Here is a 13,603-nt window from a genome sequence, read left to right on the forward strand (position 1 = left end):
TTATGGCTTTGCAGATTCTATTTTGACGCCTAAATCTTCTATCCCGGGAAGAATATCTTTCCTCATGGCTTGTGTTACGCTAATATTATAAACGCCTTTTTCCGGGAATTTATAATTTAATTTATACTGAAATAATGTTTCTTTTGTTTCCCCAAAACCTGTCCCGATCCATTCGCCATTTGGCTTTGCTAGAATATAATTCAGCGTATCGGTTTTAATTTCTTTTTTGGGCGATTCAAAATTTACTATTAACCTTAGATTGCTGTAAGGATAATCGTTGTTATTTCTTATTACAAATATAATATTTTTTGCTTTTTCTGTGTCGTCCGCCGTCAACTTAAATGCTAATTTCTGGTTTTTATTCCACTTGCTGTTCACGTTCTTTATATCAGTAGTTGTCCCTTTGTCAGAGCAGGACAGACACACGATCATCAGTAATAAAAAGCTGCTAACTTTGTGCATTATTATTTGGTTTTGGCGGGTATTTTTTCTTAAACTTCTTTTTTGGTTTATTAGTATTCGGTTCGGTAGAAATTTCTTTATTTTCCGCAGAGTTATTTGGCGCAACCTTATTTTGAGGTGAATTATTTTGTTGAGGTTTCGCGCTCTGCTGAGAATTGTTTTGAGGATTATTATTTTGTGGTTTAGAATTTTTATTGCGGTTATTTCTGTTTTTTGAAGGATTTTTCTTCTCAAAACGGTCCATATTATTTTCCTGAATAATATCTACTGCTTTTTCTTTAACCTCCGTCATCACACGAACTTCCTCCAAAGGTGTTGCTTTTTTACCCGCTTTATTCATCGCCATCAATTCCTTCACATCATCAATGTGTAGATCGTACCAGGCCATCGCTTTATCGGAATAGGCAAACCACATTTTTCTTTTAAAAACATCGATTTTTATACAAAATGCTTTTCCGTTTTCGGTATCTAATGTTGTATTTGAAGATGGAAAATGACTTAGCGTATCTAAATAAGAATCGAGTTCATAATTTAAACAGCATTTTAATTTTCCACATTGTCCCGCTAATTTTTGAGGATTTATGCTAAGTTGCTGATAACGTGCGGCGTTTGTGTTAACCGAACGGAAATCCGTCAACCATGTTGAGCAGCATAATTCTCTACCGCAAGACCCAATTCCACCTAATTTAGCAGCTTCCTGGCGATAGCCAATTTGCTTCATATCGATTTTAGTGCGAAAAGTACCGGCAAATTCTTTGATAAGAACCCTAAAATCCACACGGTTATCTGCAGTATAATAAAAAGTCAGTTTAGCACCATCTCCCTGAAATTCAACATCAGAAATTTTCATTTCCAGTTGTAAAGAATAAGAGATTTTCCGTGCTTTTATCTTAATTTCTTCTTCTTTTTCGCGTAAGCCCTGCCAGATCTCGATGTCTCTTTGGGTCGCTAAGCGGTATATTTTTAAAATTTCATTTTCAGGATGGTGCTTCTTCTTCATTTGAATATTCACCAGTTCTCCCGTAAGACTTACTACGCCTACATCATGCCCCGGACTAGATTCTACTGTGACAACGCTTCCTATATGTAATGGTAAACTGTTAACATTTTTAAAAAAACACTTTCTTTCATTTTTAAATCTTACTTCTACCCAATCATTATTAGACATGGAAGGAGATCGTATATCAGAAAGCCAATCAAAAACACTTAATTTATAACTATTACCGCAGGTATCTACACTATCACACCCATTTGAGCTTTTTGTGCCACAAGAATGGGAAGAATCGCCGGATGTTTTGCATCCACAACTCATATTTTTTTATTTTATATTAGTTGCAAATCTAGCATAATTTTAAATTATAAATTTTAAAATAAATATTGGGGGATTTAAAGCTTTCAAAAACACTTCTTTTTTTGGTAAAATCTTGCTTTAAAGGTTGATTGCTATGGAATACATTATTTTGTTTAATATTAAACGAATTTTTAATAATGTGTAATTTAAAATGTAAAATAATGTAAATCAGTTAATTAAAGTTAATCATGAAATTAAACAAAGTTAAAAAATTAACGTTAGTTTAAAATTATTTAAGATAAGTTAACATTCGTACTCAAATATATTTTATATTTGAAACATTAATAATCATTTCTATGAAAAAAATCTTAATATCAGCAGTTTTACTGTCCAGTTTCATGGCTTACGCCGGAGGCTTCAGGGTTTCCCTGCAAGGTGTAAAACAGTTGGCAATGGCGCACACTAGTGCTCATGCAGAGGATGCAAGTGTTGCATTTTTTAATCCGGCTGGTATGTCATTTATACCCGCAAAATTTAGTGTAGCTGCAGGCGGTTTCGGTATAAAATCTGAAATAACTTATCAGAATCTTTCTACTCTAAAATCTTACAGTACTGATAATCCTTTGGGAACACCGGTTTACGCAGCTGTGGCTTATAAAGTGATACCAAATGTTTCTTTAGGATTTAGTTTTACAACCCCTTTTGGAAGTACAGTTGAATGGCCAAATGATTTCTCCGGTAAAGAATTGGTACAAAAAATTGAGTTAAAAGCTTTCTTTTTTCAACCGATGGTTTCGGTAAAACTTGCACCATGGGTTTCCTTTGGAGGTAGTTTTATTTACGCTAAAGGAACTGTTGATCAAACTAAAGCAGTTACGCAATTGGGCGGAACTTTAAATATTTTAGACGATAAAGCACACGGAACTGGCTTTGGTTTTGGATTTTATTTTCAGCCAAACAGCAAACTGGATGTAAGTGTTGCTTATAGATCACCAGTTGATATGAAAGCAGACGATGGTGTAGCAACATTTAATATTTCTCCCGCTTTATTTAGCAATCCAACTTTAAATCTGGATGCGAACGGACAGGATAAATTTAAAGCAGTATTGCCTTTGGTAGACGAATTTACTATTGGTGCAACTTATAAATTGACAACCAAATGGCAGGTTTCAGGAGATTTTAATTACTCCGGATGGGATCGCTACCAAAATTTAACTTTAGATTTTGAAAAAGCGAAAGTAGGAAATGTCGCTTCTGATCCTACAATTTTAAGATCACCAAGAAACTGGCACAACACAAAAACTTTCAGAGTTGGAACTCAGTATATGTTGACTGAAAATCTTGCTGGAAGATTGGGTTATTACCATGATGAGTCGCCTTATGATGACAAAAACTTTATCCCTGATTCCCCATCTTTTGACGCAAATGTAATCACGGGTGGTTTTGGTTATAAATATAAATCTTTTGGAATCGATCTTGCCGGCGGTTATAATTTTCAAAAATCAAGAAAAGTAAATAATGTTAACTCTGATTTTTATGGCCAGGCGAAAGCGAAAGCCTACTACTTTGGTTTAGGTCTTTCTTTTAACGCATTTTAATTTTTAAATAATTATGAAAAAAATATTAATATCAAGTTTAGCGGTTTCGGCCTTACTTTTCACAGTAAGCTGTAAAACGGACTTTGATCAGGATGTAAGCGATGTTGTCGTTTCCAAAGGAACTGCAGATTTCAGCAAATATGTTGCTTTAGGAAATTCTTTAACCTCAGGTTACCGTGATAATGCATTATATATTGACGGACAAAATGAATCTTATCCTTCAATGATTGCTGCACAAATGCAACTTGCTGGTGGTGGCGCTTTTAAGCAGCCTTTAATTCCAAATAACAGTGGTGGATTTACAAATCTTCCGGGTTTTCCAGGAAAATTGGTTTTAAGTCCTACAGTTTCACCTGTTGCAACAGCGGCTGGTGGGCCTTTAGATAATGTTTCGACAGGAGCACCTTACCAAAATCTCGGTGTACCCGGTGCAAAATCTTTTCATCTAGGTTTAGCTGGTTATGGAAGTGCTGCCGGTTTACAAACAGGTACAGCAAATCCTTATTACGTTAGATTCGCAACAAGTGCTACTTCTTCTGTTATTCAGGATGCAGTGGCTCAGAAACCAACATTTTTCTCTCTTTGGATAGGAAATAATGACGTTCTTTCTTATGCTTCAAGTGGTGGAATTGGTGTTGACAGAACAGGAAACCTAAATCCTGCAACTTATGGCCCAAATGATATTACAGATCCCGGCGTTGTCGCTTCAGTAATCTCCGGCTATGTAAATGCTTTAACAGTTGGTGGCGCGAAAGGTGTTTTGGTAAATATTCCAAATGTGACTTCTATACCTTATTTCACAACGGTACCTGCACAACCAATAGCTAATTTAACAGCTACTCAGGTAACACAATTGAATTCGGCTTATGCACAATACAATGGTGGATTAGCGCAGGCAAAAGCGGGAGGTCTTATCAATGACGCAGAATACCAGTCAAGATTAATAAAATTCAATGCAACAGTTGCAAATGGTGCAGTCATCAGCGATAAAGATCTTACTAATCTTGCTGCTTTGGGTTTACCTTCTTACAGACAAACAACGGCAAAAGATTTTATTCTTTTAACTGCTGCAGGCGTTTTGCCAACAGGTGGTGGAACTTCAACACCTTTAGCTGATCAGTTTGTACTTACGGAAAAAGAAACAGCCAAAGTTTTAACAGCAACTGCAGCTTACAATACTTCAATTACTTCTATCGCTGCTTCTAAAGGGTTAGCTTTAGTAGATGCTAATGCAAAATTACTTCAGTTATCTGCTACATCAGGTTTGCAGTATGATGGTGTAAGATATACAGCGAAATTTGTGACAGGAGGTTCATTCTCACTTGATGGCGTGCATCTTACTGGAAGAGGTTACGCAATTATTGCCAACGAATTTATTAAGCAGATTAATGCTAAATATGGTTCAACACTACCAACCGTAGAGGTTAATAAATATTCCGGCGTTAAGTTTCCGTAACAATTATTTAAAATTAAATAAATATAAAACCACTTGAATGATTTCAGGTGGTTTTATTTTTTTAAATTTGCACCAGTAAAAAATCAATACTACCAAGATGAGCGATAATCACCAAGCCAGTTATTTATTTTCTACAAGAACCAGTAAGGTTTTAGCCGAAAAAATTGCAGAATTCTACGGGCAAAATTTAGGAAAAATAAATTTCCAAACTTTTTCAGACGGAGAATTTGAACCAATTTTAGACGAGTCCGTTCGTGGTGGACGCGTTTTTTTAATAGGTTCCACATTTCCACCAGCAGACAATCTATTAGAATTATTACTAATGATCGACGCCTCAAAAAGGGCTTCTGCGAAAAATATTACTGTCGTTTTACCTTATTATGGTTTAGCAAGACAGGACAGAAAAGACCAGCCAAGGGCGCCAATTGGTGCAAAATTAGTGGCTAATCTACTTACAGCAGCCGGCGCAACCAGAGTAATGACCATGGATTTGCACGCTGATCAAATTCAGGGCTTTTTTGAGATTCCTGTTGATCATCTTTATGCTTCCACTATTTTTATTGATTATGTTTTAAAAAACAACATTCAGGATCTTTGTATTGCTTCACCGGATATGGGCGGCGCAAAAAGAGCTAAAAATTACGCCGGGCATCTCGGTGCGGATGTCGTAATAGCCTACAAAGAACGAAAAAAGGCGAATGTAATTGAAGATATGTTTTTAATTGGTGATGTCACTGATAAAAATGTGATTCTCATCGATGATATGATCGACACGGCGGGAACACTTTGTAAGGCCGCGGAAATAATCATGGAAAAAGGGGCAAAATCTGTTCGCGCGATGGCAACACATCCGGTGCTTTCTGGTGATGCTTACAAAAATATTGAAAATTCCAAATTGTTGGAAGTGATTGTAACTGACTCAATTCCAATAAAAAATAACTTGTCAAGTAAAATAAAAGTGCTATCTTGCGCCCCATTATTTGCTGATGTTATGAAGCTGGTACACGAGCACAAATCAATCAGTGACAAGTTCATTATTTAACTGATTGTCAATACATTAAGCGATAATTTAACAAAATAAAATATTTTAAATTTTTATATGAAATCGCCTTTAAAAATTTAAATAATTAATTCATATAAGTTTGGCGATAACATTTAACCGATAAAAAATAATAAATAATTATAAATGAAATCAATTACAATTCAAGGTACAAAAAGAGAAAACGTGGGCAAAAAGTCGACAAAAGCTTTACGTGATGCTGAATTAGTTCCTTGTGTTGTTTATGGAGGTAAAGAAACACTAAATTTTTCTACGGAAGAGAAATCTTTCAAAGATTTAGTTTACACTCCGGAAGCACACACGGTATCTTTAGAGGTAGATGGACAAACAGTTGCAGCAGTTTTGCAAGACATCCAGTTTCACCCTTTAACGGATAAAATTCTTCACGCAGATTTCTATCAACTAAGCGATGATAAGCCAGTGATGATGGAAGTGCCAGTAAGACTTACAGGTCGCTCAAAAGGTGTAGTAGCCGGTGGTGCTTTAAGAAATCCATTCCGTAAACTAAAAGTGAAAGCTTTACCAGGAAATCTTCCAGATGAGATCGTGGTAGATATTACTTCTTTAAAAATCGGTATGAAACTTTACGTAGGAGATATTAAAACTACTAATTTTTCATTCGTACATCCAGATAACGCCGTTGTTGTTGCCGTGAGAATGGCGAGAACTGCTGTAAAAGGTGCAGATTCTGATGACGAAGAAGAAACAGTTGAAGGAGGAGCAGAAGGCGCAACATCAGAAGGTGGTGAAGCAGCTGCAGAAAATACTGAAGCATAAAATTCTCTCAAAATTCACAAATTCCCATACATTAAGTTGTATGGGAATTTTTTTTGGAAGAAGTAGTTAATTTCTCTGTGCGAAAAGTCTTCCCGCTATCCACTATATCTTTTTCGCCTGTCGCTTTCGCGCAGTCAAAAAAGGATGCCGTTCCTATCGGGTCTATTTTGAAATGCTCTTTTTCTTTTAAAATGTCTACAAAATAAATACTTATTAAAGATATCTCAGTTTTAAAATTTATATTTGAAAACTTAAAATATTATCCATGAAAAAATTATTACTCTGTTTATCTCTTTTTTCCGCTTTTTCTGCCTCAGCTCAGGAAGTAGAAAATGCAACATCCAATAGAAAAAATGACATTATGCTCAGTCCGATAGAATTAATAACTGTTCCCCTGTTGAATATATCTTATGAAAGGCTTCTGAATGACAAATCCGGGATTGGTATCAACGGGATTTTCTATCTGGGTAATAATTCAAACAATAACGATAACTATGACAATAATAATTTAACCCAAATATCTCCCTATTATCGCATGTATTTTGGGAGAAAATACGCCGCAGGTTTTTTTGTTGAGGCATTCACGCCTATTACGACAACTAATCAGTCCACCTATAACTTTCAATATAACCAATCGGGTTACAGCCAATCGTTTTATACTTATGAAAAAAAGACGACCATCGGCGCCGGTATTGGTTTCGGAGGTAAATGGTTGGTGCGTAGTAATATCCTTTTTGAAGCCAGTGCCGGTGTCGCAAGAAGATTTGGAGAAGGCAATTACGATCAAGTTACAGGAAAAGGAATGCTCGGGATCGGTTATAGATTTTAGAATTTTTTAAGATATTTAGATAAAAGGTTTAGTTTTGCACTGAACCTTTTTTATTTTAAAAAACCAATAAAATTCTATGTTTACTGATGAATACTTTATGAAAATGGCTCTTCAGGAAGCACAAAATGCTTTCGATGAAGACGAAATTCCTGTTGGCTGTGTCATCGTTTCTAACGACAGAATTATCGCAAAAGCCCATAATCTCACAGAAACTTTAAATGATGTAACGGCACATGCAGAAATGCAAGCAATTACTTCCGCTGCCAATTTTCTTGGAGGTAAATATTTGATCAACTGCACACTTTACGTTACTTTAGAACCTTGCGTGATGTGTTGCGGCGCTCTAAACTGGGCGCAAATTTCTAAAGTAGTAATTGGTGCAAGAGATGAGAAACGTGGATTTATTTCTAAAAATCTCACACTTCATCCGAAAACAGAGATTGTAACAGGCATTTTAGAAAATGAATGTGGAGAAATTGTGAAGGAATTTTTTAAGAATAAACGATAATTAACTAAAGATCTTTTCCTAAAAAATACAATCCTTTCAAAGTATGCAGCCGATCTGCAACCTGAATTTTCTCTGTTAAAGGTTTGTAAACGTGTGAAACGCCACCTGTTGCGATCACAAAACAATCGTCTTTTACTTCTGCATTAATTCTATCAATAAATCCTTCTACCATTCCTAAATAGCCGTAGACCATGCCGCTTTGCATGCAGGAAACAGTATCTAAACCAAGAACAGATTTTGGTTTGATCAACTCAATTTCTGGTAGTTGCGCGGTGTCGTGAATTAAAGAATTCAAAGCGGTAATTATCCCTGGCGCAATAATCACGCCTAAAGTTTCGCCGTTTTCATCCACGCAACTCGCAGTAAGCGCTGTCCCAAAATCAAAGATAATTTTCTTTTTTTTTGGGTAAAGATGATGCGCTGCTACCAAATTGGCGTAGATATCCGTTCCCATTTGTTTGGATTTTGCCTCCACTTCTGAAGGTGTATTTCTGTCGACAATAACTGGTTTTTTACCATGAATTCTTGAAATAGCGCGCGAAATGTCATAAGTCAGTTGCGGGACTACAGAACCGATAATTACTTTTTCAATCGTTTTTACATCAACATGGTATGCCTGATAAATATTTAAAAACTGAATATATAATTCGTCTTGTGAACGATAAGGTTTGGTATTGATCACCCAACTTACATCGCAGTTTTCACCTTCAAAGATGCCGAAACGAATGTTGGTATTGCCGATGTTTATTACAATTGAATTCATTTAATTAAAATAAATTATGCTTTCTAATTTTAAAGCGACCTATTAGTATTTACCACGAATACACAATTTTTAAATTTTTGAATTCGTCGCGAAAGTATTTTAAATTATTTTACTTCTACAATATTATCGGCTTGATTTACATCTGCCAGTCTTTGAGAAAAATCGATTCCTAAAACTGCCAGTTGATCTTTTGTGTAAGGAATTGTAAAAGTATATTCCCTTTGCGTCCACTGCCAGATGGCTAAACTTTTGAAATCACCATTGATATCTTTTGTCTTAAAGGTGCGGGTTAAGTTTAAGGGAATTTGATAATTGACAATCGTTTTATCTTTTAATAAAACATTAAAATCTATCGGCATCGGAACCTGACTGTTATTAGCTAAAGTGATTGTGGTAGAAGTCATATCGTACTGCACGTTTTTTATACCGTAATCTATAGTTTTAGTAGTATTGATCCAATAATGGTGAAACCATTTTAGATCCATCCCGGATACTTTTTGTGCAATATGAATGAAATCACGATCCGTTGGGTGCTTTTGATGCCATTGGTTGTAATATTCTTTCATGGTTTTTTGTAGATTTTCTTCGCCCATAATATAGCCGAGTTCCACTAAAAAAGTTTCACCTTTTACGTATGTCGAGTAGGTGTAAGCCGTTCCGTTATCATGGTGATCACCAAGCCAGACTGCGGGCTCTTCCAAACCTGATTTCGTAAATTTTTCGTAAGCATGTAACGAATTAATAAATGGATTTGGCTTCGCCTCTTTCGGCGGAAAGATCTGATACATCACATAATCTTCTGCATAACTTGTAAAACCCTCGTCCATCCACGGATACATTGGTTCATTTGTAGCCATCATTTGCTGAAACCAGGAATGAGAACCTTCGTGAAACATCAAGCCACAAAGACTTTCTACAGATTTTGCTTCACCTAAAACCATAGTGCACATCCCGTATTCCATGCCGCCATCACCACCCTGAATAAAAGCATAAGATGGATAAACATAATCCCCAAAAGCAGCATTCATCAACTGGTAATATTTTGTGATGTAAGGTTTTAATTCACTCCAGGCTTTTGTTTTTTCACTTTTTTGATAAACTAAATAAACCTTTGGGCCATTAAGAACAGAAAAAGATTCGACGCTGTAATCTCTGTCAGCAGCCCAGGCAAAATCAAGCATGTTTTTCGCCGTCCAGTGCCAGTTGACTTTATCATTTTTATCGGCTTTAATGCTTGGCGAATCTGTATAACCTTTTACATCAGATGGATTTTCTAAGGTTCCGCCAGCACCGATCACGTAGTTTTTATCAATTTTAATATTTACATCAAAATCTGCAAAAGGCGCATGAAATTCTCTTCCCACATAATCAAACGCTGCCCAACCGTCATAATCATATTCTGCAATTTTTGGGTACCATTGTGTTACTGTCATATCAATTCCTTCGCGGTTATTTCTACCGCTTCTTCTTATTTGCATTGGAATATTTGCGTCCCATTCCATCGTAAATTTTGTGGAGGAATTAGATTTCATCGGTTGATCCAGATAAACTTTCATGATTGTTTCCTGAATTTCAAACTTCAATAATTTTCCATTTTGTTTGATCCAATGAATATTTTGCGCACCTTCCTGATCTTTTGGAATTGATGCCAGGCGGGAAATTCCGTTGACATTTAACCTTGAATCTCCGGTTTTTCCTTGAAACTGAACCCGTTGATCCATCATAGAACCCGGTTTAAAAGCATTCCAATAAAGATTAAAATAAACAACATTCAATTCATCAGGCGAATTATTAGTGTAATCAATAGATTGTTTTCCCTGAAAAGTATAATTTGCAGCATCGACATCGATGTCCATTTTGTATTTCGCAAACTGCTGGTAATAAGCGTTTTGTTGTGCTGAAAATAATCCGCAAATTAGAGTGATGAATAAAAGAAAGTGTTTGGTCATTTTTTTAAATTTTGAAATGGAAAGATAAGAAAATTGGCTAACTTTGATTTAATAATTAGTTTTAAAAAATGACTTTACAATATATACTTGATACAAAAGGAAATAAAACCGGTGTTTTTATTCCAATAGACGAATGGGAATCTTTGACAGAGAAATACAATGTTTCCTTTGAAGATGAAATCCTGGATTTCAAAATTCCCGAATGGCATAAAAGAATCCTTGACGAACGTTTGGAAGATTATTACAAGAATCCTCAGAATGTGAAAAAGTTTGATGATTTGCTAAAAAGCAAGGGAGAAAAATATAAATTATGATTTATGAATTTTTCTATGAAGATCGTGTAGATTATGATATTGATGAAGCATTAGATTATTATTCACCGATAAATCCTGACCTTGCTGATGAATTTTTAATTAGATTAGAAGAAGCGAAAACCCATATATTAAACTCTCCAAAAGGTTTTGAAGTCAGGCAAAAAACTATCAGAACTTTTCTTCTTAAACAATTTCCATATCATATTCACTACATTATTGATAATCACAGAATTATTATTTTAGCAATTCTTCATGCTGAAAGCGGACCAGAAAAAATCGGTAAAGTTTAACTAAATATGTTGTTAAAATAATCGTATAATGCTTTGAAATTATTTAATTTACAACTTCACTTATGGAAAAACTTAAACTAGAGCGAAAACTTAAAAAGAAGCTAAAAAAAGGATTTTGGCTCTATTCGCCAGATGAAAAGGGAAATAGTCTAATGGCGAGACCACACCAGAATGAAAAAGATTATGAAGCGTATAAAAATGGGGAAGTAAGAGATTTATTTTCGGAAGAATCTAGAAAAGAAAGGCACGCCAGTAAGCAAAAATTAGATGTACCAATTGAAGTTTCAGATGAAGTTTTGAAGGAATATGTAAACAAAATTTTTTCAAAAGAATATAGAAATTCTTCTTACCAATTTTTATTAGATGCGAAGAAATTCAGAGATACAAAAGTGGCTTATTATCATTTTCTAAATGCTTACAAAGTTCAAGAAAATGGCGATGATTCAATGTCAAACGTTTGCTGCTTAGCTGCAGATTATGCTAGAGATTTGCTAAAAATTAGAAAAAAAAGAAGAAAGAATAACAAAAAAAGAAAGTAAAAAACCCTCGAAATTTTTAATGTTTCGAGGGTTGATTTTTTAAAATATTTATTTCGTCTTAAAAATATGTTCTAAAATTCTCAGCGTAATCAAATAAGTTGGCTTCACGCCAGTCAATCCCAAACCGCCGGAAGATAGGGTAGAACCCGTTTCGAGAGGATTATCTGAAGCGTAATAGGCGTAAGAAACTGTCACATCTTCAGAAATGTGTTTCCTGATTTTACTTGCCACCTGTATCGCTTTTTGATAATGCGCGCCTTCCATTTCCAGACCGATCGCTTTCCAGGAAGTAGTCATAAAGTACGTCAGAATATCTTTGTTTTGAAGCGAAGTTCCTAAAACCGTGATCATCGGACCTTCAAAAGCCTTCAAATCTTCATCAACAAAATCTTCAAGTTTTAAGGCATTGTCGAAAATATAGTTGTCGGCAGTTCCTTCAAAAATATGGGAAGTTGGGATCATAATATCACCTTTTCCGCCCGTTAAAATGCCGGCTTTCCCCATAATGTGAATGGATTTCACTTTCATGGTGTAAACTTCAGAGTTGTAATTATAAGGACGCAAAAGTTCATCCATTACTTCAAAAGCCTGTTCACCAAAAGCGTAATCAAACACTAAAATAACATCTTCGCCGGTATAATTTGTATTGGCAAAAGGTGAATTTTTTAAATCAATTTTAGATAAATCTATGATCTGAACGTCAATATTACTTCCACTTTGATCGTCGATATAAATAAGACCTTGTTGTTGAGAATGTTCTAAAATTTTATCCTGAAGCGATTTTTTGTTGCTGATTTCCTCATATAATTTGTAATCAACTTCGCCTTTTTGTTTTTTTAAAAGTGCATCATTAGCAAAAAGCATATTTTTAACGGAATGCATATTTGCGGAAATAATGTGCAACGGTCGCATGTGTAAGTCGTTTTGTGCTAAAACTTCTTTTACTTTGTGCGCCCATTTTTCTCCAAAATAATGGTGACCAACTCTTTCGCGTAAAATTGCTGAAAAGTGAATTTCACGTTCTCTTTTTTCCTGAACGTCATCCAGACTTCCTTTACCTAAATAATAAATAATTTTAAATAAACGATCCGGATTTTCATCAGAACCAAAATCATTATAAGCGTTCAAAGTTTCGTCAAAAGTTCTTCCTATTAAAGAAGACAAATGAATTAATGCGACTTCTTTTTCCTTACGGCTAAATTTTTTCTCGCCTAAAGCCACTTCTTCAATAATTCTCCAGGTGCGTTTTGGTCGTGCGCCGTCGTCCATTAAGAAAGCAAGATTCCTGATTTTATCTGCTTCTATATATAAAAAGGTTAAATGCGTTAAAATATCGTAGATCTCAGAACGACCGAGAAGAACTTCAATATTCATCTGATGTTCATCAATTCTGTAACAAACGCGGCGTCTTTTTTTGGGGATAATTGGCTCAAAACTACCTTTGTCAAAACCTTCATCTGAGGTTAAATGTACAAACGCCGTTTCTTCAATACCTTCCGGAAGCCGATCTAAAACATAAAGTAATCCATCGAGTTCAATTTTGTTGGAAACGCCCATCGTTCCGTAGATTTCCGGGTTAATGTTTAAAAGTAAACTTCTGAGAGATTCGCCGGAAACACCGCTTGGTTTATAAAAACCTCTGTAAAATAAATGTCGTAAAGTGACATACAAACGTTCGATAGATTCCGTCGTTTCTCTTGCTCTGGATTTTGCCATAAATAAAATTTCACGCAAAGATAAGCATATTAAAAAAATTAAAAAATAATT

The 13,603-nt window shown here is 35.2% G+C and carries 14 protein-coding genes; 9 read left to right on the forward strand and 5 right to left on the reverse strand.

What is annotated here, in order from left to right; all coding sequences use genetic code 11:
* A complete protein-coding gene (locus tag BM238_RS10840) occupies positions 1-462 on the reverse strand; it encodes a gliding motility lipoprotein GldH (RefSeq protein WP_090080707.1) in 462 nt (153 codons plus the stop codon).
* Positions 449-1,774 (reverse strand): PSP1 domain-containing protein, encoded by a 1,326-nt coding sequence (locus BM238_RS10845; protein ID WP_090080710.1) that lies wholly within the window; start codon positions 1,772-1,774, stop codon positions 449-451. Before BM238_RS10845 ends, BM238_RS10840 begins: the two co-directional genes overlap by 14 nt.
* 335 nt (positions 1,775-2,109) lie before the next feature.
* Between BM238_RS10845 and BM238_RS10850 the strand changes: the two genes are divergently transcribed.
* The 6 genes from BM238_RS10850 (at position 2,110) to BM238_RS10875 (ending at position 7,981) form a co-directional block, all read left to right on the forward strand.
* Positions 2,110-3,351 carry an OmpP1/FadL family transporter gene (locus BM238_RS10850; RefSeq protein WP_090080712.1) on the forward strand — a complete coding sequence of 414 codons (1,242 nt, stop codon included), beginning with the start codon at positions 2,110-2,112 and terminating at the stop codon, positions 3,349-3,351.
* Between the two features lie 13 nt (positions 3,352-3,364).
* Entirely contained in the window at positions 3,365-4,807 is a 1,443-nt protein-coding gene (locus BM238_RS10855) for an SGNH/GDSL hydrolase family protein (RefSeq protein WP_090080714.1), read from the forward strand.
* Positions 4,808-4,904: 97 nt separating this feature from the next.
* On the forward strand, positions 4,905-5,849 hold the full coding sequence (locus tag BM238_RS10860; protein WP_090080716.1) for a ribose-phosphate pyrophosphokinase: 945 nt from the start codon (positions 4,905-4,907) through the stop codon (positions 5,847-5,849).
* Between the two features lie 144 nt (positions 5,850-5,993).
* Positions 5,994-6,644 carry a 50S ribosomal protein L25/general stress protein Ctc gene (locus BM238_RS10865; protein ID WP_090080717.1) on the forward strand — a complete coding sequence of 217 codons (651 nt, stop codon included), beginning with the start codon at positions 5,994-5,996 and terminating at the stop codon, positions 6,642-6,644.
* A 361-nt stretch (positions 6,645-7,005) separates the two neighbouring features.
* Entirely contained in the window at positions 7,006-7,473 is a 468-nt protein-coding gene (locus BM238_RS10870; RefSeq protein WP_177205463.1) for a DUF3575 domain-containing protein, read from the forward strand.
* 76 nt (positions 7,474-7,549) lie between these two features.
* On the forward strand, positions 7,550-7,981 hold the full coding sequence (locus BM238_RS10875; protein ID WP_090080721.1) for a nucleoside deaminase: 432 nt from the start codon (positions 7,550-7,552) through the stop codon (positions 7,979-7,981).
* A gap of 4 nt (positions 7,982-7,985) precedes the next feature.
* Here the strand turns inward: BM238_RS10875 and BM238_RS10880 are convergent, their stop codons facing one another.
* Complete coding sequence (locus tag BM238_RS10880; RefSeq protein WP_090080722.1) at positions 7,986-8,744, reverse strand: type III pantothenate kinase; 759 nt, start codon at positions 8,742-8,744, stop codon at positions 7,986-7,988.
* Positions 8,745-8,848: 104 nt separating this feature from the next.
* Entirely contained in the window at positions 8,849-10,693 is a 1,845-nt protein-coding gene (locus tag BM238_RS10885) for a M1 family metallopeptidase (RefSeq protein ID WP_090080725.1), read from the reverse strand.
* A 68-nt stretch (positions 10,694-10,761) separates the two neighbouring features.
* Here BM238_RS10885 and BM238_RS10890 point away from each other — a divergent pair, with 68 nt between their 5' ends.
* From BM238_RS10890 to BM238_RS10900, 3 genes are all read left to right on the forward strand, one after another.
* The gene (locus BM238_RS10890; RefSeq protein ID WP_090080728.1) at positions 10,762-11,007 is read left to right on the forward strand and encodes an addiction module protein; all 246 of its coding nucleotides are present in this window, start codon (positions 10,762-10,764) and stop codon (positions 11,005-11,007) included.
* Entirely contained in the window at positions 11,004-11,297 is a 294-nt protein-coding gene (locus BM238_RS10895; protein ID WP_090080731.1) for a type II toxin-antitoxin system RelE/ParE family toxin, read from the forward strand. Before BM238_RS10890 ends, BM238_RS10895 begins: the two co-directional genes overlap by 4 nt.
* A 62-nt stretch (positions 11,298-11,359) precedes the next feature.
* Positions 11,360-11,836 (forward strand): hypothetical protein, encoded by a 477-nt coding sequence (locus BM238_RS10900; RefSeq protein ID WP_090080734.1) that lies wholly within the window; start codon positions 11,360-11,362, stop codon positions 11,834-11,836.
* Positions 11,837-11,884: 48 nt separating this feature from the next.
* On the opposite strand, the gene BM238_RS10905 is transcribed toward BM238_RS10900, so the two are convergent.
* The gene (locus BM238_RS10905) at positions 11,885-13,552 is read right to left on the reverse strand and encodes a DUF6909 family protein (protein ID WP_090080737.1); all 1,668 of its coding nucleotides are present in this window, start codon (positions 13,550-13,552) and stop codon (positions 11,885-11,887) included.
* Positions 13,553-13,603: the final 51 nt, after the last annotated feature.

Origin of the sequence: Halpernia frigidisoli (assembly GCF_900113805.1) — a bacterium.
Lineage (GTDB): Bacteria > Bacteroidota > Bacteroidia > Flavobacteriales > Weeksellaceae > Halpernia > Halpernia frigidisoli.

Coding starts and splice junctions, on each gene's coding strand:
- BM238_RS10895 (WP_090080731.1), top strand. CDS start 11,004: ATGATTTATGAATTTTTCTATGAAGATCGTGTAGATTATGATATTGAT.
- BM238_RS10880 (WP_090080722.1), bottom strand. CDS start 8,744: ATGAATTCAATTGTAATAAACATCGGCAATACCAACATTCGTTTCGGC.
- BM238_RS10885 (WP_090080725.1), bottom strand. CDS start 10,693: ATGACCAAACACTTTCTTTTATTCATCACTCTAATTTGCGGATTATTT.
- BM238_RS10875 (WP_090080721.1), top strand. CDS start 7,550: ATGTTTACTGATGAATACTTTATGAAAATGGCTCTTCAGGAAGCACAA.
- BM238_RS10855 (WP_090080714.1), top strand. CDS start 3,365: ATGAAAAAAATATTAATATCAAGTTTAGCGGTTTCGGCCTTACTTTTC.
- BM238_RS10890 (WP_090080728.1), top strand. CDS start 10,762: ATGACTTTACAATATATACTTGATACAAAAGGAAATAAAACCGGTGTT.
- BM238_RS10870 (WP_177205463.1), top strand. CDS start 7,006: ATGCTCAGTCCGATAGAATTAATAACTGTTCCCCTGTTGAATATATCT.
- BM238_RS10905 (WP_090080737.1), bottom strand. CDS start 13,552: ATGGCAAAATCCAGAGCAAGAGAAACGACGGAATCTATCGAACGTTTG.
- BM238_RS10845 (WP_090080710.1), bottom strand. CDS start 1,774: ATGAGTTGTGGATGCAAAACATCCGGCGATTCTTCCCATTCTTGTGGC.
- BM238_RS10860 (WP_090080716.1), top strand. CDS start 4,905: ATGAGCGATAATCACCAAGCCAGTTATTTATTTTCTACAAGAACCAGT.
- BM238_RS10840 (WP_090080707.1), bottom strand. CDS start 462: ATGCACAAAGTTAGCAGCTTTTTATTACTGATGATCGTGTGTCTGTCC.
- BM238_RS10900 (WP_090080734.1), top strand. CDS start 11,360: ATGGAAAAACTTAAACTAGAGCGAAAACTTAAAAAGAAGCTAAAAAAA.
- BM238_RS10850 (WP_090080712.1), top strand. CDS start 2,110: ATGAAAAAAATCTTAATATCAGCAGTTTTACTGTCCAGTTTCATGGCT.
- BM238_RS10865 (WP_090080717.1), top strand. CDS start 5,994: ATGAAATCAATTACAATTCAAGGTACAAAAAGAGAAAACGTGGGCAAA.